Consider the following 21097-nt stretch of genomic DNA (forward strand, 5'->3'; position numbering starts at 1 on the left):
TGGTGCACCCGACTGTCCAGAATCTGATTGCACTGGCCAATATCGAAGGCTGGGCGCATCTGGCGATACTGTGGCCGGCAACCTTGGTACTCTCGTATCTGACGTATCGGTACATCGAGAAGCCTGCGATCGACTACTCGCGGCGCATGGAGCGGAAGAAAACGCGTATGGAGATAAAAGGTCAGGCGCTCGCCAACGATTGAACACTATGCGCGGTCTCACCGGAGGTCAGTAATCGTCTGCTTTGTTGTCAAACTGCCATTCCGCGGCGGCCCGCAGTTCTAACCCCGCGTCGCATTACATCCGCACTATCGCCGACCCTGCCATGGTCGCATACGTGGCGGGCTCCACGTCGTCAACTCGAACCGGCGTGGTCATACGTGTGCTGCTAGGGAGTCCGGTGCGGCGCTATAGGCGTCTGCTTCAGTTGTCGCCGTTTTCGCCTGGTCGCGATTCCAGTAAAGTATGATGTTTGGCGCGACGATCACCGCGTTTTACCGTCGCTGCTGGCTCTGTGTCTTTTCGGCAATTGGCCTAGCGGGCTTCACGCGGCGATTTCGGTAAATCGCGGAAGAGGTGAATCGTTATAAATCCAATCTCGCCTCAATTCAAAGGACCAGGTAAATGTTGAGCGTTTTGACACATTTCTTATGCTTCATATTCGGCGTGGTCATTGGGGTTTTCGTATGCGCATTATGTGTCGCACGTTCCAGAACGCCACGAGACGATAAATGACTTTTTCTTCGGGACGCGCAGGCATCCGGCGTCCCGATGCGCATCGGCAGCATGCATCTGCCGCAAACTTTGAAGGCCGCGGCGATCATCTCCAAGACGCAGCCGAGGCTCTCAGCAAAAGAAATATCAGGCCATCAGCAATACGGCCGAACTACGTCAACGCGGATGCTGCAAGCGTTGCCCGACCGCGTGAAGCTCCCTCCTTACGCCCCGTTAACGCAGGCGAAAGCGTGTATGTTGCTTTCCGCACTGAATCGAGATCCCTGGAACCCTACACTGGGACGGCTGCATCTGTCCGCGGCGATGGAGGACGCGAGGGAACGCTATACCAAAGCGCTTACCGGCGTCTCTGAACGCATTATTCAACGGATGTCAGCCAGATTCCAATCGACCCTCCGCGCAACGGCGCGAAGGCGGCTTCCAAAGGGCTTCCGTGATCTTGGTGACAGGCAGCGCCGGTTTTATCGGCGCCAACTTTGTGCTTGACTGGTTGCAAGTCTGCGATGAACCCGTGGTGAATGTCGACAAGCTCACCTATGCGAGCAATCTGCGCACGCACGTTGAAGTCTCTGCAACACAATCCGCTGCATATTTCGTATGCGCCGACATATGCGATCGCACCGCATTGGACGAATTTCTCGCCGAATACAAGCCACGCGCGGTCATCCATCTGGCTACGAAGTGCTCGCGCGCGGCACGCCTGGCGAGACGTACAACGTCGGCGGCTGGAATGAGAAGAAGAACCTCGAGGTCGTCCATACGCTGTGCGACCTGCTCGACCAGTTGCGCCCGAAGACGGGCGCGTCGTACCGCGATCAGATCACCTATGTGAAGGATCGTCCCGGCCACGACCGCCGTTATGCAATCGATGCGCGCAAGCTCGAACGCGAACTCGGCTGGAAGCCTGCGGAAACGTTCGAAACGGGTCTCGCGAAAACGGTCCAGTGGTATCTGGACAATCAGGAATGGTCGGACGAGGTCGCCTCCGGCGACTATCGCAAGTGGGTTGAGACCAACTACGCGCAGCGCGCGTAAAGGCACGGCAATGGCGCGCAAAGGCATTATTCTCGCGGGCGGATCGGGCACACGCCTGTATCCGATCACGCATGTGGTCTCCAAACAGTTGCTGCCCGTCTATGACAAGCCGATGATCTACTACCCGCTGTCCACGCTGATGGTGGCGGGCATTCGCGATGTGCTGATCATTTCGACGCCGCAGGACACGCCGCGTTTCGAGGCGATGCTGGGCGACGGCAGCCAGTGGGGCATGAATATCCAGTACGCGGTTCAGCCTTCGCCGGACGGACTCGCGCAGGCGTTCATCATCGGCCGCGATTTCGTGGGCAATGATCCGTCGGCGCTGATTCTGGGCGACAACATTTTCTACGGCCACGATCTCGCGAAACAGCTTGAACGCGCCAACGAGAAAGCGGAAGGCGCCACGGTCTTCGCCTATCACGTGCATGATCCGGACCGTTACGGCGTGGTCGAATTCGACCGCCAGTTCCGCGCGCTGTCGATCGAAGAGAAGCCGACCCAGCCGCGTTCGAATTACGCGGTAACAGGCCTTTATTTCTACGACAGGCAGGTGTGCGACATCGCGGCGGACATCAAGCCGTCGCCGCGTGGCGAACTCGAAATCACCGACGTCAACTCGCGTTATCTCACCAACGGCGCGCTCAATGTCGAGATCATGGGGCGTGGCTATGCGTGGCTCGATACCGGCACGCACGATTCGCTGATCGAAGCGGCGACGTTCATTGCGACGCTGCAGAAGCGTCAGGGTTTGGTAGTGGCGTGCCCGGAGGAGATTGCATTCCGCCGACAGTGGATCGACGAGGAGAAATTGCTTCAACTCGCAAAACCGCTCGCCAAGAATGCGTACGGCCAGTACCTGCTCAATCTTCCGATGGATCAGGTGGCATGGCCAACGCGCTAACAAGATTTATGTTCGAGCGGTGTGAAGTGGCTCGCTGTCTTCATGCGATAGTCGATATGCAAAGCGTTGGACATGCGCCATGAACCGAATCCCTGCATCAGTTTGCATTCCTTACCCGATCATTCTGTTCGACACGCCGACCGCCGCCATTTTATGCGACAATCCATCCTCCTTCGCAGGTTCGAGAATGTCGCTGGCATATGTTGCCGGGCTGTCTGTGGAACGGTATGGGCGAACCCATTGGCCCGGCTTGTGTTGACGGGCCAACCCCAAAGCGATGTACAGCACCAACCGCAACTAAGCGGTCCGTTGGGTAGCTGAGTTGGAGCGGCCCACGACTCCCGATGAATGTGGATCAGGCATGTGAGGTTCAGAAAATGGGCGTCGCTTCTTTCCTGAAAAAGAGAAATGCTCCCAGGTGCCCGTCGTGATCTGAAAATCGAATATGAACGCGGTGACATCCGTGTTTCTGCAGAATAAGCAGCAACTTATTGACGTCGTACTCATTCATCTGCATCAGGGGATATCCAAACTGACGACGCTGGGCAAGGTTGGCGAAATTGTGAACTAAAGGAATGGCTGCACGGACCCTTCTATATACGCGTTTCCACGCGGGACCTGGAGATGCATAGGTGAAGTGGAGTGCGCCGATGCCGCCATCTGTCAGGTGAGAGATCATCTCCATTAGAATGGCTTCCCCCCGATTCGTGGGAATGTGCTGGAACACGATGAACGAGTGAATGAAGTCAAAGCTTCCATTCAGGTTCATAAGGCGGTCGTCTGATTCGAGCAGATCGACGTTGTCGAGCCCGGATCGCTGACAATTTTTCTTCGCCTCTACAAGCATTGAATCAGACACATCAAGCCCTACGACGCGATCAATTCGCCGCGCAAGCGGTATCGTGATGCGTCCGACGCCGCATCCGAAATCCAACGCACGGTGGGGCTCAAAATTGGCATCCAGCTCTTTCTCAATGATTGAAAAACACTGGGTGACATGCACCTCCCCAGAAGAAAAAAAATCGTCGCGCGCGGTCTGGTCGGTGTTGCCCCCTTTAAAGCGATCGTGAGATAACACGCCATAATACGGATCGCTAGCTCCAAATTTCTCCCATTCTCGGTCAGTACTTACCATTCTTTTCAGCATAGGAATTTACTCAGACGGTTGGGTGATGGCCTAGCGCGCAGCCACACTAGGGACACATTGTTTGGATGTCTCAGCCGAAGGGATTGCTCTTTGTTTTTCCCAAGGCTAGCACAGAAGTTGGGAATCGCGAGGCTGATGCGATGAATGCGTCGTTGTTATCGACGCCGTCTGTCCGCTTTCGCACACTTGCGGTAGCTCCAGGCACATTTGAGGCTCTGCCCGTGCCCCCGCTACGATCCTAACTCTCTCGCTATCTTCATGCGATAGCCCATACGCAAAGCGTTGAACGTGCGCCGCCGCACATTTAATTTGAAACTGGACAGGTACGCTTTAACGCATGGGCCCTAGGGAGTCTAGCGCTTGCCGGCTGTGTTCAAGTGTTCATCTGCGCGGTCTGCACATGGGTTGAGAGGGCTTTGCCGATCGATACTCGCGATTTACCCCAGACCGCATCAAGAAGCCCGCCAATAGGTCGAGTTCGCCGGGGGTGTGTTTCGAATCGCCGATGCGTATGTGGCCAATCTGAATCGCCAATCCGGTGAGGGCCGGCCGGAAAGATAGTGGAATCTTTCGGTCGCTTAACAGATCACGCGCTTGTCTTAAGACAAGTTCGCGACGAATTGACATCAGCGAGGACTCAATTCGATGTTCGCGATACCTCTGGCGGCGCCCGCAGTCCTTACCTAATTCACTGGCAGACCAGACCGCGCGATGTTGAGAAGAAGCCTGCTCGCAAATTTCGTTGGCCAAATGGTGACCGTATCGCTCGGTATCGTCATGGTGCCAATTTACGTGCGTCATCTCGGAGTAGAAGCGTATGGGCTGATTGCCATCAACACCGTGCTTCTCGCATGGGTTCTCATTCTCGACTTTGGACTTTCGCCGACGTTGTGCCGCGAGTTAGGCAGCCTTCGTGCCGGCACCGGTTCGAAAGACGAGGTGGGACTACTACTGGAATCGCTGGAAAAACTGATTCTCTGCATAAGCGTACTCCTGTTCGCCTTCTCGATCTTCGCGGCGCCGTATTTTGCCGAGCGGTGGCTGAACGCCTCTACATTGCCGCCAAGCGAGATCCGCACGGCGTTTGTGCTGATGATGCTGACGGCTATCGCGCGCTGGCTTTCCGCGCTGTATCGAGGCGGCGTGGTCGGTATCGATCGGCAGGTCGCGCTCAATGTCATCGGCGTTACTTTTGCCGTGATACGCAATGTGCTCGTTGTGCCGGTCATCATGATCTGGCCACACGTCGAATTTTTCTTTGTCTGGCAACTTCTGGCCATTGTCACAGAGGCCGCCGCCATGCGTATCCTGCTTGGCCGCGCGATCGATATACCGTTCGTGTCGACGCGTTTTTCATGGAAGGTACTGTCGTCGCGCGCGAAGCTGTCGCTTTCAATTGCATTGTCTGCGTTGATCTGGGCGTGCACTGCGCAGCTCGACAAAATCGTGCTTTCAAAGGCGCTGCCGCTGGCGGATTTTGCCGTGTTCAGCATGTCAACGCTGCTTGCGAGCGGCATCGTGTTGCTAGCTAATCCCATTCAGCAAGCCTTCATTCCGCGCTTGAACGCCGAGACCTTCGGCGGTGGCGAGCGGATTCGTCAGATGTATGCGCTCGCCACCGAGGTGACGTCATTGGCGGTCATTCCCGTTGCAGCCGTGTTCGCCTTCGCGCCCGAAGCAGTGCTTCGGTTATGGTCCGCGAGCGCGCCGGTGTCGCCCGCGGCATTGCGAACAATGCAATGCTACGCGGTCGGAAACGCCTGTTCGGCGCTGGCGTCGCTCGCGTTCTTCGTGCAGTACGCAAGGGGGGACCTGTCGCTGCATTTGAAAGGCAACATTGGCTTCCTCATTTTCTTTGCGCCCGCGGTTGTGTACGGCGGCATTCATCTCGGCGCGGTCGGTGCTGCCTATGCGTGGCTTGGGATGAATGTTCTGCTCCTAGTCGGCTGGGTAGCGATCGTACATCGGAAGTTTATGGCTGGAATCAATGCTGGCTGGTATCGAGGGGTCGCCGTGCGCGTCGCCGCGGTGATACCTGTCGGCCTATTGGTGAGCCATCTGGACTTGACCACATCGTCGCGTATGGGTCTTTTCTTTGTCCTGTCGGGCACGTGGCTTGCCATGGTCGCCCTGACCATCGCGGTTTCGCCGATCGTTCAGCGAAAGGCTCGCCACCTGGCGGGGCGGCTGGCCCTCAACTGAGAAAACAGCATGGATACAACTCTTCGGAATCCGCTCCACGAGCAAGCTGCGCCTATGCTGTCGGTCATTGTGCTTTGTTATCGGCAAGGCGAATACGTTGGCGCGTGTATTCAAAGCGTGCTCGACCAGAAGCTCGACGTGCCGCTCGAAGTGATCGTGGGTGACGACAATTCACCCGATAATTCTCTCGAAGTCATCGAGTCGTTTCGACTGCGCTATCCGGATGTGATCAAGGTAGTTGCGCACGAAAAGAACGTTGGTTTCTCGGCTAACTTCGCAGATACGATTGCTGCCGCGAGGGGCGAATATATCGCCAACATTGACGGCGATGATGTGATGTCGCCCGGCAAGCTGCAACGTCAGATCGATTTTCTGAGATCTCACCCGGAATGCGGTCTCGTCGTGCACAAGATGCGCACGGTCGACCAAGATACGTTGGAGACCGTGTCGTATCCGCTGTCGAAAAATAAACCGGCAACGTTCGACGCCGAGTATCTCACCAAGAACGGTCCGTTCTTTTTCCACAGCTCGGAAATGTACCGGGCGCGCTTACGCCGCCGCCATCCGGTCGACGTCGGTCTCAAGTCAGTGGCCGACGTGGCCCATCTGTTGCAGGTCCTGATGGGTTCGCAAGGCTGCTATCTCGACGAAGAGTTTGGACTATACCGCGTCAATCGAACGGGTATGACTTCCATGCGCATCAACAATCCCGCGCGCCATATGGGATGCCTGAACGACGCGATCCAGACCTGCCAGATCGCGGCCGATCTCGGCGTGGCGAGCGACGCTGTCAACCAGGGGCGAGCAAAATTCTATCTGACCTCGGCCATCTTTTTTCTGGAGAACGGGCACGAGGATAGTTTCGAGAACTGCATCGAATCAAGCTGGCGCGCGGCACGAATCGGTTTGAAACAGACGGCTCTGTACGCCATGCGCCGCTGGCCTCGTACGTTGCGAGCTGTCTATACGCGGCTCAAGCAGATCGCCGGACGACAACGGGTCAACGCATGAGCACGACCGTCGAGGAGAACGAACGGCCTGACACCAGGAAAGTGAGGCTGCTCGACTTATGCTACCGGGGATCTTTAGCCTGGTGTCGGCTCAAGACGCGCCTGTGGTACGCGCATGTGTTCCGGTCGGTCGGTGCGAAAACGACGATTTTTCGTCCCATGCTGCTCGTCAACGTGCATCACGCGTCGATCGGCGAGAGCGTGCTGATTCGGCCGGGCGCGCGCATCCAGTTGATCGTGACCGACGCGGCTGCGCCACCGCGGCTCACGATTGGAAGCCGGGTCAATATCGAGCAGAACGTTCACATCGTCTGCGGTTCGTCGATCGAGATCGGTGACGACGTAACCATTACCGGGAACGTTGCCATTGTCGACGTCGAGCATCCGCATGAGGACGTCAACGACAAGACACGCATTGGCGATCGTATTCGCACCGGAGGCAATTACGTGCTGATCGGGCAGGGCTCATTCATTGGATTCAACGCAGTCATTTTGCCCAACGTGAAGATCGGCCGTCACGCTGTCGTGGGTGCTCTTTCGGTGGTCACCCGCGACGTTCCCGACTATTGCGTGGTCATAGGAAACCCGGCGCAGATCGTGAAGCGCTACAACTTCGAAACGAAATGTTGGGAACGGGAGAAGAAATGAAAGTCCTGATTACGGGTGGCGCCGGCTTTATCGGTTCGAGTCTGGCGCACCAACTCTGCGCAAACAATGCCGAAGTCACTGTGCTCGATAACCTCTCCCCCCAGATTCACGGGGAAGATCCCAGCGTCACGTCCGCAATCTTCGCTTCGTTGCCGGAAAGCGTGCAGTTCGTGAAGGGGTCGGTGACCGATCGGGCCGTCCTCGAACGCGTTATGCAAGGGCAGGACGCGATCGTTCATCTTGCGGCCGAGACGGGTACCGGCCAGTCGATGTACGAGGTGGACCGTTATGTCGACGTGAACGTGCATGGCACAGCGCTGATTCTGGACATACTGGTGAAGAATAGCCGCAATACCGTGCGCAAAATGGTCGTTGCTTCGTCGCGCGCGATTTACGGCGAAGGCAAGTACCGTTCGCCGGCCGCGGGGATTCTCTATCCCGGCCCGCGGAAGGAAAAAGATATGCTCGGAGGCCAGTTCGAGCATCTCTGCCCGGTAAGCGGCGAAGCGATGGAATGCGTGCCGACCGACGAGGAATCGAAAATCCATCCGACGTCGCTTTATGGCATTACCAAGCAGACTCAGGAGCAGATGGTGATGACGACCTGCCGTTCTATCGGCATCGATGCGTCGGCGCTGCGTTATCAGAATGTCTACGGTCCGGGGCAGTCGTTATCCAACCCTTACACGGGAATTCTCTCGATCTTTTCGACGCGCATCAAGAACGGCAATCCGATCAATATCTTCGAGGATGGCCTGGAAAGCCGCGACTTCGTGTACATCGATGACGTGGTCGATGCGACCTACGCAGCGCTCACGAACGCCAACGCCGCGGACAACGTGTTCGGCATCGGCTCGGGCGCGCGCACGTCCGTCATGGACGTTGCAGCGACACTGTGCAAGGTGTACGTCAGCGATGTCAGCGTCACTGTAACGGGCGCATTCCGCCTAGGCGATGTGCGCCATGTCTATGCGGATTTGACCAAGGCAAGAGACATGCTCGGATTCGAGCCCAAGGTTTCGTTCAGCGAAGGTATTGCGCGGTTTGCCCGATGGGTCGACCAGCAGCAGGTTATGGCCGATACCTACGAGAAAAGCATTGCCGAAATGCGGGAGAAGGGGCTCTACAAAGGCTGTGAACGCGCGGCCTGATACGCGCAACGACGCCCCTCACCCGTGACGGAGGCGGCCGCGAGGGCTGCCTCCGCAACTCATTTGAAGGACGCGATATGTCAACGAGATATGGGTCGCCGCTGATCGGGATTGTCACCGTGCTGTATCACTCCGATTCCGTGCTTCCTGATTTTTTCAGGAGTCTCGCCATTCAGCGCGATGCGAATTTCAAGCTATACGTGATCGACAACAGTGAGAAGGATACGGGAAGTGCAATATCGCGCGAACTCGCGGCTCTCCACGGTATCCACGCTGACATCGTGTTCAATAACGACAACGTCGGTGTTGCCCGCGGCAACAATCAAGGCATAGAGATGGCGCTCGCGGACGGATGTGATTACGTTCTTCTGGCCAATAACGACACCGATTTTCCGGATCCCGACGTGATCGCTGGACTGGTACGGCACACCGAAGAGGCGGGCGCGCTGGCCGCCGTGCCCAAAATCACGTATCACGGCACCAACCGGATATGGTGTGCAGGCGGGCGGTTCTCGCCGCTGACCGCCACCACGCCCCACGTGGGCGATCAGATGGAAGATCGCGGACAGTTCGACCAGGAAGTGTTTACAGAATATGCACCCACCTGCTTTATGTTGCTGCACACGAGCATTTTCCGGACGGTCGGAATGATGGACGAAAAGTACTTCGTCTATTACGACGACAGCGATTTCGTTTGGCGTATGAAGAATGCCGGTATCGGGCTGCTGTACGCGCCGACATCTTGCGTCGCTCACAAGGTGGCGGTGTCAACCGGCGGCAATGAGAGTCCCTTCAGCCTGTTCTATACGGCGCGCAATCGCGTCTATTTCAGCCGCAAGCACCTAGCCCCCGCGCATCGTGCGGTCGCGATTGCTTATGCAGTCGTCACGTTGACGGTCAAATGCGTGAAGTTTTCGCCGGCGGCCAGGTCGAGTGTGTTCAAAGGACTTAAAGCCGGCTTCTCGTTGTCAGTCGCCGATCATTGACGGAAGAAGGACTGTCCGGCAGCGCGCCCTTACTTTGGCGTGCTGCCAATTTCAACATACGAACCCGGGCGTAGGCGATGGCGACGAAAGTCCACGGCGCGAGATAGGAGAACTCCGGAACGGCGACCATCATCATTACCCATGTTGTGACGCAGCACTGCCGCAATGCCATTCCCTCCGTCGACCAGTCGAGCCTGAAGGCCGGGTACAGAATCAGCATGCTCACGAGGATGAGCCCCATGACCCCCGTGTTGACGAGCAAGGTGGAGAAAAGATCGGTCGATCGTATATAGCCGAAGCCGATCCCGAATAATTGGTTAGCGAGCGATCCCCCTGCCCAAATGTCCAGCGAAGCATGGAAGAAGTCTGATCTCTCGGCGCCCGACACGTTGCGCCCGTCCGCCTTGTCGATGATCATCTGTTGAAAGAGATCGGCAATATAGTCCCTTGCCAGATATGCCACGACAAAAAGCATCAGCGCGCCGACCATGGCCTTAACCGGGTGGAAGCCGATCTTTCTTATGCGAATGAGAAAGTAGACCACGTAACCGATGAAAGCCGTCGACGAAGTACTCATGACGAGCGAGGCGCCGATGATCCACACCGGTAGGCGGCGCTTCGACGTCGCGTTGAAGTAGACCCAGAATGGGAACATCGATAAGGCATACATCGACGGTTCACCGGTCAGGCTTTTCAGCCGTTGTATAACGTAACCGTGAATGGCAACCATTTGGAGGGAACTGCCGTTCACCTGTTCGTCCCCTGCTGCGTCACCATTTCGAAACTCGGCGCCGAAAGACCGGTTGGAAATAAAGTCACCGGGCTGACCTGTCACGTTGAAGTAGATCACTTCATAGATGCCGTATGCGGCGAAAATAGCTGCCGAGGCAAGCAGCCACTGTTGCCACGACGGTTTGTAGAAAATATAAACATACGCTGCATAGAGCACGACAGCGAGGAGATAGATCGTCTGTGTGAATAAGCTCTTTCTCAGGATGAAGGTCAAGACATCGGTGTCGTCGATTAGCCTGACTTTTGTAAAATCAGGCTCGTAGGGGGCAACGGTGTCAGCGAGTTGAGACGTCAGAAGGAAGAATGCCCACACCGACGCCACGACGATCAGGAATGTGATATAACGTGTGCGCGAAGCGCCGCCCCACGCCAATGCCAGCGGCAATGAAAGAAAACACATGATGTAGCCGATCGTCGTCCCTTGGACCGAGGGCATGATCAGTACCGACGTCACGGGCACAGCGAATATCCACACGAAAAAATACAGATCGGCGTGCGAGGAAATGCTCTGTTTCATGGGTTTCCAGAGGAAGCTTGCAAACCGGTGCAGAAAGCGGAAGCGAATGATATCCGGGCCGCGAGACGAAGACCGCTTCGTATGCGCCCGGATGCTGCTCACGCGTGCCTGTGCAGGAGGCGGGCCTAGTTCAAAAGCGTGCTAAAAATATCGACCACGCGCAACTGCTGCGTTTCGGTCAGGCCGGCCCAGAGGGGAAGGCGGATCAGGCGTTTCGACTGGTTGATGGTCACCTCCAGCGAGCCGCCAATTTTGCCGTACCGTTGGCCACCGGGAGATGAATGAAGCGGAACATAGTGAAACACCGAGCCGATTTCCTGCCTTCTGTACTCGTCGAGTATGCGTTGCCGCACGCCTTCATCTTCAACGAGCACGTAGTACATGTGTCCGTTGTGCTGGCATTCTTTCGGTATCACAGGGCGGCGAAGCGCGCCATTGCGTTCGAACGGCTCGAGAAATACGTGATATTGCTCCCAACTCGCAAGGCGGTCTTGCGTAATCTTTTCAGCGCCTTCCAACTGAGCCCAAAGATAAGCAGCGATCAGCTCGCTCGGCAAGAACGAGGAGCCGACTTCCTGCCAGGTGTATTTGTCGACTTCTCCACGAAGGAAGCGGCTACGGTCAGTGCCTTTCTCGCGGATGATTTCGGCGCGCCTCGTGAGGCTTGGATCATTGACCAGCAGGGCGCCACCCTCGCCTGAGATGATATTTTTGGTTTCGTGAAAGCTGTACGCGCCAAGGTCGCCAATGGAACCCAGACCGCGACCCTTGTAGGTGGCCATGACGCCCTGCGCCGCATCTTCCACGACTTTGAGTCCGTGGCGTTGGGCAATAGACATGATCGTGTCCATCTCGCATGCCACCCCGGCGTAATGCACCGGGACGATTGCGCGGGTACGCGGCGTGATGGCTGCTTCGATCACCCGCTCGTCGAGATTCATGGTGTCTTCGCGGACATCCACGAAAACAGGTACGCCGCCGCGTAGGACGAATGCATTCGCCGTCGAGACGAACGTGTATGAAGGCATGATGATCTCGTCGCCGGGTTGGGTATCCAGCAACAGAACCGCCATTTCGAGCGCGGCTGTGCAGGAGTGAGTCAGCAATGCCTTGCTGGAACCGCTTCTTTCCTGCAGCCACTTGTTGCAACGTCCCGTGAAGGAACCGTCGCCAGCAAGCTTCTTGTTAAAGTGCGTTTCCGCAATGTACTTCAATTCATTGCCGGTCGTGGCAGGTGTATTGAAGGGAATGCGGTTCTGGTTTACCTCGATTCCAATTTGCGGCGTAGATCGGCTCATGAATAGTTCACCCCACATGATCGAGAATCAATGATTCTCGCTACGACACAGAGTTGAATCTCAAAGCTGCCCGGCTTCGAGATCCCGCTTTCCGGCGAACTCGCCAGGTGTTTCAATGAACAAGCTGCGCGAACGCGCTTGTCGTAGACCCCAACTGCTCTTTAGCTTTAGACCTCGTCCGTTTCGGTGAGTGTGCGCGTGTACTGCGCGGCCTGCTCATAGCTTCTCCAGTTGCTGGCCCGCTTGGGTATCGCGTTGAAGACCGATCCGAGAAGCCGCCCTCCCGCGCGCCGTAGCTTTTTGACTGTTTCGGAAATCTCGTCTTCGCTTTGCATGCCGGAGCGAAGCACGAGGACGGTCGCGCCCGCATGGGGGGCCATGATCGCGGCGTCGGTCACGACCAGGAACGGCGGGGTGTCGACGATGACGAGGTCGACTTGCTCGCTTAATTGATCAACGACCTGCTTGAAGTCGTGCATCATCAACAGCTCTGACGGGTTGGTCGGATAGGCGCCGCACGAAATGAAGGAGAGGCCGCGAACACCAACGGAACGGACTGCATCCGTGCTGAGGAGTTTGCCTTGGAGAACTTCGGACAGGCCACCGCGATTGGATTGCTTGAAGAAAGAGGCGAGATTGCCGCGGCGCATGTCGGCATCGATGAGCAGGACGCGCAAGCCGACTTCCGTCAGAAGAATGGAAAGGTTCGCTGCAACAAAGCTCTTTCCGGTGGACGGGCTCGGACCGGTCAGCATCACGATGTTGTTCTTTTTGTTCAGACGATCGCGACATACCTGCGTGCGAACTTCGCGAAGCGCTTCGACTGACGGCTCATGAGGAAGCCGACTGGCGAGAATTCGAGCGCCAGCCGCGCGGCTTAAGCCTGCGGAAAAAGCAGCTCTCGACGACGGTGAGTCGAGCGGCTCCATCGTTAACGAATTAGGATCGGGCAAGCCCGGTGCGCCGTCATCGTGCCCGGATAGCGCTTGCTGCGAGGGCTGGACCGATGTTTCATTCTCCAGTTGAGCCTGTTGCCGGCTGAACAGCACTTCGCCGAGGACCGGCACGTCCAGCCGCCGTTCGACAAAGAGCGGGTCGGTGACACCGGTCGTCGCATAACGTCGTAGCACGATGAAGAATGCGCCGATGAAAAAGCCCAGGCCGCAGCCCGCGACTATCACCAACGGGCGGTTCGGCTTAAGCGGCCGATACGGCTGCAGCGCTTCGTCGACAACGTGGGCGCCACCGGTCGCGCTTGCGCGGCGCACGGAGAGCTCCTCAGCTTTGCTGACCATACCCAGATAGATGGTCTCCGCCACTTTTGCATCGCGGGTCAGTTCAGCATTTCGCCGCTCGGAGGTCGGCATGCTGACGAAGCGCGAGTCGAAGACACGTCTTGCTTCGGCCAACTGGGCAAGTTGCGCGTCGATTGTCTTGACCTGCTGGCTGTTCGGCGTGAAGAGCGACGCTGCTTGCGTGCGCTGCAGTTGCAGGGCCGACGTACGCTGCTGGAGCTCGATGCTTCCCTGCAGATAGGATTGCGCTTCAGTTGTTGGCCGCATTGTCTCGGTCGACGATTGATAGTCGCTCAGCGCCTGTTCAGCGCTCGTGAGATCGCGTTTGAGCCGCGGTAACTCGCCCTGAATGAATTCGAGCGTCTTTGTGTCGTTGAGTTGACGGCTCGAGATCGACGACGTGATGTACTGCTGAGCAACCGCGTTCGCGACCTGAGCGGTCAAAACCCGGTCTTTCGAGGCAAAGGAGATCTGTACGATTCCCGTGTCTTTGGTCACTTCAGCGACCTTGAGTTGACGACGCAGTCCATCGATTGCATCCAGCGTGTTTCGATGAGTTACGGTGAACTGGGTACCGGGCCTGGCGGCGAGTTCCTTGACTGTGATCGATAGCCCATCCGGCATGGTCGCAGGCTTGCCTGTTTCTCCATGCAGCAGGCGATCTCCATTGGGCGTGCGAAGCTCGTACTGTCCCTTGTCGAGCGCGGTCAGTACGAGAGGTTTTTCCTCAAGATAAGCGGGCACGTTGAGCGACGGTATCTTGAGCGTTTCTCCGCCCCATGCAAACGAACTCAGTCCGAACCACGGCTTCGAAGGATGACCCGGATAGGCGAATTGCTCGGCGACACGTCCGAGGATCGGGAAGGTATGCGGCACGACCTCGACATCGAACTGAAATTGGCGAACCACCGGCTCCAACACCGAACGGCTCTGCATGACCGAAACTTCAGCGGCGGTCGCTTGCGTGCTCTGTTGTTGCTGGGCCATACCATCCTGGCGAGATATGCCGAGAGCATTCGGATCGGGCGGAGCGGGCGGGTCCACGCGCACGACGACGTCGGCGGAATATGTCGGCGCCGAAAGGAAGGCGTATGCGGTCGCCAGGGTTGTAGCGCCGGCGATGAATGCCAGAAGTATCCAGATATGATCCCGTAACAGATGAAGCATGTCGCGCAACGAAAAGTTACCCGCTCCGTTGCCTGCGCGAGACGATCCTGCATTGAAAATATGCGTGTTCAAAGGCGCCATCTCCAGGATTCGGGGGTAACAAGCTTCTCGAGGGGCGACAAGCGTCGCCGCGTCGATCATTGGATACCGGCCCTTGGGACTCGCTTGGGGCCGAGACTGGTACATGGGTTCATATTGGTTCGACGAATCGCTGGCTCGGATTCCATGTCGTTGCCTGGTCCGCCACTCACCGATTCGCCGCAGCCCGCGTCCATCGACGCGACTCTGAGCAAGTGTGTTATGAATACCGCCTTTGCCACTTCGGAGTCTGTGGGTTAGCGCACGTTGCGCTACGCTTGTGCGGTTGAAGTGGGTGAATACCCGGTGGGCGAACGTGGCAGTTCTTTTTGCCAGTAGTGGTTCGGCAGAATTGACGGTAGTGCCCGTCTTATTTACCTGTGTTGGATAATCTACCAATACGAACAGTGAAAAGTCTGACGGAAATACCCGGTCCGGCGGTGGTCTTGGCACTCGAGCGGCAGCATTAGCCGCACACCGTTATTTCCTGATGCGCGTATTTTAGATACGTGACCTCTACGTCGACCCTTCGCCTCCGAAGAAGTGTTGCTGAGCGTGGCACTGCATTGATCAATCGTCCGCCGTCGATCAATTCTACGATGCGACTTGCCAATGCATTGAAATCGATCGACTTTTCTTGATGATTATTTCGGTTACCGAACCTTTACTGCCGATTACGCGGACATTTGAACGTTCGCTTCCGCACAGACACCGGCCGTTCCTGCGCGGATGATGCAGTTGCTTCATTGACCATTGCGGACCGCCATGCTCGACGCCATCGATAGTCGCGACCTGCTCAGGCGTGTGAATGCCTCCAAGCTATCGCCGGATCTGCTGTACGGGGTTGACGCTGGGCGACCAGAGAGGCAGTGGTGGCTAGCCGAGAATGATACTTGTCGAGTCCCAACCAGCTAACGGGAGTACACCGTCAATGAGTAAATTGGGGGGATAAGCGAACAACGGTACAGCGGCAACGTTGGGCAGCCTGGATTACCTGATCCAGCGCGAATGCCCGTCAGTTCATCCAGCAGACGATCGAGGCGGAATTGGCGACATTGCTCGAGCAGTACGGGAACGCGAATACACGTGGCGATAAATGCACGGTGGTACGTAACGGGCATCAGCCCGAGCGTGAAATCCTTGCACACGTGGCGGCGGAGGATCCGAGGGTACGCGGCCACTTGTGTTCTCGCTCGACGCTCAACTCGAATAAATTGCCGCGGTATGTCCGCGTGACCATCGGATTTACACCGGGAGGCAAGAAGCAGCGCGTGGCGATCGCCGACGGGTATCGAGAATCACAAGAATCCTTCGTTGAAGTGTAGCTGGACTTGAAATGAAAAATGAGCGTGGACAGAACCTTCTGAAGCGCATCGACCTTATTGTCGGTGGCGCTTTCTTGTACGCGTTAGGGGCGTTTCGTAAGAAAAGACGTCTGCCAAAGGACTGCGCGACGGTAGGAATTTTCGCCTTTGCTGCAATCGGCGATTCGATTTTGTCGTCGATAATTATTTCCGAATTGAGGAAGTTGAAAAATTTTTCGAGCGTAGTGATATTTGCATCACGAAGCAACGCGCGCATTTATGATCTGTTCGACGGCCTTGACGAAGTAGTAGTCGTCCCTTTGACCAGCCCGTTCGAAGCGATCAGGGAAATAAGGAAATACGAAGTTGATCTCTTAATCGACACTTCGCAATGGCCGAGGATTTCCGCCATATTGTCAGCTTTTATGAGGGCGAAATTTACAATTGGATTTAAAACCGAGAACCAATTCCGCCATTATGCTTATGATGCCAGCGTTGAGCATTGCGACGGCATTCATGAGTTAAATAATTTCAGAAACCTGTTGCGTCCTTTGGGGATTGAGTCGACGGAATATCCGCGAATAACGAAAGATGTTCACCCCCCCGGCTTGCCTTTCGTCATTGGCGATAAATACATCGTTTTTCACCCTTGGGCCTCCGGAACAAACTTTGCAATGCGCGAATGGCCCATGGAGTGCTGGCGCAATCTTGCAGGTATGCTGATTGAGAACGGGTATGCGATCGTCATAACCGGTGGTCCGGAAGATTCCATGCGCGCTCAACAATTGGTTGACCTGATCGGCAGCCAGAAGGTCATAAGCGTGGCGGCCAAGGTGAGTTTAACTGACGTGGTCGGAATAGTGAGGCAGGCAGAATGCATAATCTGTGTCAATACCGGAATCATGCATTTATCTGCCATGCTGGATACCCCAATGATCAGTCTGCACGGTCCCACGAATCCGTTTCGTTGGGGCCCCGTCAATAAAGAGCTTGGCGTAGTTGCGGTGTCCAGGCGGGAAGGTGGAATGTTCCTGAACCTCGGATTTGAATATCCCAGAAATGCAAAGTACGTGATGGAGAAAATCAGCGTCGCTTCTGTTGCCGACGTTTTGAGTGAAGTTTATTCGATCATGTAGCCGCCATGACAGGAAACGTCGCACTGACACGCGGCGGCGCTTGGTGCATTTAATCTATCCACTACGCTGAACGCTGAAATGAATACAAGAAACTTTTTGAAAAAGATTTTGCGCCCCAATGGCAAAATGCATTTCTTGTCGCAACTTCAACAAAACGCTTCAATACTTGACGTTGGTTGCGGAAATAACTCCCCCTTTGACACAAAAAACATACTCCCTAACTCACACTACACAGGGTTAGACATAGGTGATTACAATCAGATCAAGCCCAACAAGGCAGACAGCTATATTTTAAGCACCCCCGAGAATTTCTCAAATGAGATATCCATGTTCACTAATGAATTCGATGCTGTAATCTCAGCGCACAACATTGAACATTGTGATGACAGACTTGGAACATTTCAAGCAATGTTGAAGTCATTGAAGCCGGGTGGGAAAATATTCTTGTCATTCCCCTGTGAGCAGAGCAAATTTTTCCCAAAGAGAGCGGGGACACTCAACTATTACGACGACCCAACCCATAAATATAGCCCACCAGATTTTGATAGTTTTCTAGTGACGCTGAAAGATTATAACTTTCAAATTATATTTGCCACAAAAAACTACAAATCGACCTCACTATGGGTGCTTGGCTTATTAATAGAGCCGATTTCAAAGATACGCAACAGAGTTATGCTTGGCACTTGGGAATTCTACGGCTTTGAATCCATCATCATCGCAAAAAAACTCAAACCAACTCGACAGCAGCTTTAGGCATGCTGGACACAACTCAATCAATCCTCGGAACTTAAGAAGAGCTACATTGACGGCTTTGGAGGCGAATGCCTTGTGTGGCTTGGGTTGGAGCGGTCGAGGTCGGCTACGGTCGGGCATGACGTGAATGACATTGTCGGCGGCTGGGGTGTCCATTTAACCGTAGTCAGCGTTTTGCCGCCACGGGCGGCTCGGCGAAGGTCGCTGCAAGCTGGGCGGATGTCCGCGTCGCCTCGGCGGCTTGGGGTGAACAGTCTTTGGGCTCTGGCTCATAACAAGGTCGTGGTCACGAACCGGTCCATGGGCGACAGCAAGCTCCAGGATCCGGTAGAACAGCATCCCTCGGCTACTCGAGCGGCGGCGGTTGAAACGGAACACGAACTCGTCTAGGTAACTGGGCAAGTGTGCAGAATCCACCGCTCCCTGGTGGGTGCCGAGTAGCCATCGTTTTGCAAGGGAGGCTATTCGATGCACACCTGGCAGAAGTTCTCCGGGGTCATCGCCTCGCGCCGACGTGGCCCGCTGGCGACGGCGGTCATGGATGTACCCATTCTTCTGCAACCACCGGTAACCCTGCCAGGCATCGGTGATGACCGTCGCCCCCGGCGCGACGTTATCCAATACAAAGGAGCGAAGCGATTCTGAGGAGGCATCCGCCACAGGCGCCATTCGACAGCGCCCGAATCCCTTCGGTTCCACGATCTCGATCGCGATACACGTCAGGATCTTCTTCCCTTTGGCACGGCCTCCCGAAAGTCCGGGTTCTTTGCCTCCGATGTAGGTTTCGTCCACCTCTACCTTCCCGCAAAGGCGCTCCCGATCGGGGCGAATCAGCACAGACCGCAGGCGATGAAGGATAGCCCACACTATCTGGTAGGAGCCGATCTCGAGGGTCCGCTTCAAACCCAGCGCCGAGATCCCGTCTTTGCCGGTAGCAAGATGCCAACAGACCGAAAAGCAGACCGTAAGGGGAGTACGGGTCCGGTCAAAGATGGCTTGAGTTGCCGGTTTACCCGGTCCAGCGGGCGCGGCGCGCTCCTATCGGAGTCGTCGTGCGAACCGGCTTGCCGGGAACCGCACCACGCAGGCCTTGCAACTTCAGCAACGCCCGACCGTGCAGCGTGCCACCGCGTCGGTAGTTGAGACCATAGATCCCATGTGCGTGCGTTGCCGCACAAATGGTTTATCGCGGGCGCCGTAGAGTCTTGAAATCCGCCTGCGGCGGTACAGCTTGCGCGTCGAACGGTTTGCTTGCTGATCGTCTTGATACGCTGCGTGTATGTTAAAGGCGCGGCGTTGGGACGACCGCTCTTGCCGAGCATGCAGGCGTAAAGGATTGTTGAGACGCGGACCTAACGAACTCCATTCGTCATAGCACAGTGTGCACCTGGATGATTGTAGCGATTCGCGCTGAAGCTGAGTGCGTGTTTTCTGCCGACGAGAGTGTTGGTGATGCGTCGCCGATGGTTTGCCGCGCGCGCCCATAGCAGGCGAAACAACATATCGACGTTACAGATCCGAAGGAAGTGCTTCATTTGCAGGCCAGCAGGGCAACGGTATCAAAAAAGTTGTTTTCAGCTATTAACGTCATCTGTTTTTTTCCGTGAGGCGATCGCTAATGCAGCTTCTCTCAACTGATAGCAACCCTTCGCGCCAAAGCAGCGTTTCTCATTCGAAGGACAATTTTGATGCAATACGCTTATTCGCAGCTGTCGTTGTCGTATACGGTCACGCGTTTGCGCTGACCGGAACGGCCGTCCCAACAATATTTGGACACCCGGTATCGGCCATTGCAGTTAAGGTCTTTTTTATCATTAGTGGCTATCTGGTGATCGAAAGCTGGAGACGCGATCCTTCGGTCTTGCGTTATCTGTCGCGCAGGTCCTTACGGATTTTTCCGGGCCTTGTAGTTTGCACGCTTCTGAGCGCATTCTTGCTCGGGCCTCTCGCCACCAGTCTACCGCTCAGTGAGTACTTCACGTCGCCTCTGCTGACTCGCTATCTTCGGGCCATAATTCTACGGCCGCAAACGCTGCTGCCAGGCGTTTTCGAGCACAACATCTATCCGAATGCCGTTAACGGCTCGTTGTGGACCTTACCGGTCGAGTTCGCGATGTACGTCGTATCACCGCTGCTCGTGCTTTGGGGAAGAGGGCAGAAAACCCGCATTATCCTTGGATGTCTCAGCTTATGCGGACTCGCTTTGTACGTAGTTCACTTCGCGAAGCCTGACTTGGGCGTTCATGGTCAAGCTATCTCAGATGCCTTAGATGTGGCACCGTATTTTCTCTTGGGTGCGACGTGGCGAATCGCCGCGCCACGAGCAGTCTTTAACGCTCAAATCGCTCTGTTCGCACTGTTCCTGCTTCCACTCGTCCCGGCAGGCCCACAATACGAAATAGGACTCTACCTTGTATTGCCGTACGCGATTTTGTCGTTCTCTCTTGCCAAGCCGGCGCTACTGAGGTCGGCGGGCCGCTTCGGCGATTTTTCGTACGGGGTCTACATTTATGGCTTTCCGATCCAACAGACCATGGCCTTATTCTTTCACACTCAAGGCCAACCATTCTTGAATTTTGGCCTGTCGCTCGTGCCGACGCTCGTACTTTCCGCGCTATCCTGGCGCATTGTCGAAAAACCGTTCCTCTCCCTTAAGCCGCGCCGCCAAACTTCCGTGAAGAGCGTCGTGTCGAGCGAGACAGCCAGTGGGGCGGTTTGATCCTAACCTCGGGCGCGTCATGACAATTTGGTAGCGGCTCACGACTCACCACCGGAGCCGGTGCCAACGAACAAATAATTGCGCGGCCATGCTGCTTGACGCTTATCTAGCGGTGCTCGTGGATCATTCGGACTGTCCGTTCACGGGTTTCCGGCGAATTTCCTGGTGGCTTCTTCCTGACGTTTTCCATAGCTCCTGTTTCTCAAGATCGGGAGCGCCC

General features: G+C 55.9%; 17 protein-coding genes and 1 pseudogene. 13 read left to right on the forward strand and 5 right to left on the reverse strand.

Translation table 11 applies throughout. The features are described 5' to 3' along the window. Positions 1 to 2 precede the first annotated feature (2 nt). From B0G81_RS29215 to rfbA, 4 genes and pseudogenes are all read left to right on the forward strand, one after another. The gene (locus tag B0G81_RS29215; RefSeq protein ID WP_134140186.1) at positions 3 to 203 is read left to right on the forward strand and encodes a hypothetical protein; all 201 of its coding nucleotides are present in this window, start codon (positions 3 to 5) and stop codon (positions 201 to 203) included. Between the two features lie 568 nt (positions 204 to 771). Further along, complete coding sequence (locus B0G81_RS43865; RefSeq protein ID WP_166678906.1) at positions 772 to 1221, forward strand: hypothetical protein; 450 nt, start codon at positions 772 to 774, stop codon at positions 1219 to 1221. Further along, positions 1169 to 1770: pseudogene (locus tag B0G81_RS29220) on the forward strand (GDP-mannose 4,6-dehydratase). The gene B0G81_RS43865 and the pseudogene B0G81_RS29220 overlap by 53 nt, the downstream one beginning before the upstream one ends. Positions 1771 to 1780: 10 nt before the next feature. Beyond that, entirely contained in the window at positions 1781 to 2674 is an 894-nt protein-coding gene (gene rfbA, locus B0G81_RS29225) for a glucose-1-phosphate thymidylyltransferase RfbA (protein ID WP_134140187.1), read from the forward strand. A gap of 370 nt (positions 2675 to 3044) precedes the next feature. Here the strand turns inward: rfbA and B0G81_RS29230 are convergent, their stop codons facing one another. Further along, positions 3045 to 3821 (reverse strand): class I SAM-dependent methyltransferase, encoded by a 777-nt coding sequence (locus B0G81_RS29230; protein ID WP_134140189.1) that lies wholly within the window; start codon positions 3819 to 3821, stop codon positions 3045 to 3047. A 711-nt stretch (positions 3822 to 4532) separates the two neighbouring features. Between B0G81_RS29230 and B0G81_RS29235 the strand changes: the two genes are divergently transcribed. From B0G81_RS29235 to B0G81_RS29255, 5 genes are all read left to right on the forward strand, one after another. Continuing rightward, on the forward strand, positions 4533 to 6023 hold the full coding sequence (locus B0G81_RS29235; RefSeq protein ID WP_134140191.1) for an oligosaccharide flippase family protein: 1491 nt from the start codon (positions 4533 to 4535) through the stop codon (positions 6021 to 6023). 9 nt (positions 6024 to 6032) lie between these two features. After that, a complete protein-coding gene (locus B0G81_RS29240; RefSeq protein ID WP_134140194.1) occupies positions 6033 to 7034 on the forward strand; it encodes a glycosyltransferase family 2 protein in 1002 nt (333 codons plus the stop codon). Further along, positions 7031 to 7681, forward strand: a complete 651-nt coding sequence (locus B0G81_RS29245) for an acyltransferase (protein WP_134140196.1) — start codon at positions 7031 to 7033, stop codon at positions 7679 to 7681. The genes B0G81_RS29240 and B0G81_RS29245 overlap by 4 nt, the downstream gene beginning before the upstream one ends. Next, positions 7678 to 8832, forward strand: coding sequence for an NAD-dependent epimerase/dehydratase family protein (locus B0G81_RS29250; RefSeq protein ID WP_134140200.1), 1155 nt, complete (start codon positions 7678 to 7680; stop codon positions 8830 to 8832). Before B0G81_RS29245 ends, B0G81_RS29250 begins: the two co-directional genes overlap by 4 nt. Before the next feature lie 77 nt (positions 8833 to 8909). Further along, a complete protein-coding gene (locus B0G81_RS29255; RefSeq protein ID WP_134140205.1) occupies positions 8910 to 9818 on the forward strand; it encodes a glycosyltransferase family 2 protein in 909 nt (302 codons plus the stop codon). On the opposite strand, the gene B0G81_RS29260 is transcribed toward B0G81_RS29255, so the two are convergent. From B0G81_RS29260 to B0G81_RS29270, 3 genes are all read right to left on the reverse strand, one after another. Continuing rightward, entirely contained in the window at positions 9781 to 11127 is a 1347-nt protein-coding gene (locus tag B0G81_RS29260; protein ID WP_134140207.1) for a hypothetical protein, read from the reverse strand. The genes B0G81_RS29255 and B0G81_RS29260 overlap by 38 nt on opposite strands. A gap of 125 nt (positions 11128 to 11252) precedes the next feature. After that, complete coding sequence (gene rffA / locus B0G81_RS29265) at positions 11253 to 12425, reverse strand: dTDP-4-amino-4,6-dideoxygalactose transaminase (protein ID WP_134140211.1); 1173 nt, start codon at positions 12423 to 12425, stop codon at positions 11253 to 11255. Positions 12426 to 12592: 167 nt separating this feature from the next. Then, a complete protein-coding gene (locus tag B0G81_RS29270) occupies positions 12593 to 14959 on the reverse strand; it encodes a polysaccharide biosynthesis tyrosine autokinase (protein ID WP_134140213.1) in 2367 nt (788 codons plus the stop codon). A 1052-nt stretch (positions 14960 to 16011) separates the two neighbouring features. Between B0G81_RS29270 and B0G81_RS29275 the strand changes: the two genes are divergently transcribed. The 3 genes from B0G81_RS29275 to B0G81_RS29285 all read left to right on the forward strand — a co-directional run bounded on the left by B0G81_RS29275 (position 16012) and on the right by B0G81_RS29285 (position 18158). Next, a complete protein-coding gene (locus B0G81_RS29275) occupies positions 16012 to 16290 on the forward strand; it encodes a hypothetical protein (RefSeq protein WP_134140215.1) in 279 nt (92 codons plus the stop codon). An 11-nt stretch (positions 16291 to 16301) separates the two neighbouring features. Beyond that, entirely contained in the window at positions 16302 to 17405 is a 1104-nt protein-coding gene (locus B0G81_RS29280; protein ID WP_243856624.1) for a glycosyltransferase family 9 protein, read from the forward strand. Between the two features lie 78 nt (positions 17406 to 17483). Next, entirely contained in the window at positions 17484 to 18158 is a 675-nt protein-coding gene (locus B0G81_RS29285; protein ID WP_134140217.1) for a class I SAM-dependent methyltransferase, read from the forward strand. Positions 18159 to 18314: 156 nt separating this feature from the next. On the opposite strand, the gene B0G81_RS29290 is transcribed toward B0G81_RS29285, so the two are convergent. Next, positions 18315 to 19151, reverse strand: coding sequence for an IS1595 family transposase (locus B0G81_RS29290; RefSeq protein WP_134140221.1), 837 nt, complete (start codon positions 19149 to 19151; stop codon positions 18315 to 18317). A 625-nt stretch (positions 19152 to 19776) separates the two neighbouring features. Between B0G81_RS29290 and B0G81_RS29295 the strand changes: the two genes are divergently transcribed. Further along, positions 19777 to 20877: an acyltransferase gene (locus B0G81_RS29295; RefSeq protein WP_134140222.1), complete on the forward strand. Its 1101-nt coding sequence runs from the start codon at positions 19777 to 19779 to the stop codon at positions 20875 to 20877. The last annotated feature ends 220 nt before the right edge of the window (positions 20878 to 21097 follow it).

The organism is Paraburkholderia sp. BL6665CI2N2, assembly GCF_004366535.1.
Lineage (GTDB): Bacteria > Pseudomonadota > Gammaproteobacteria > Burkholderiales > Burkholderiaceae > Paraburkholderia.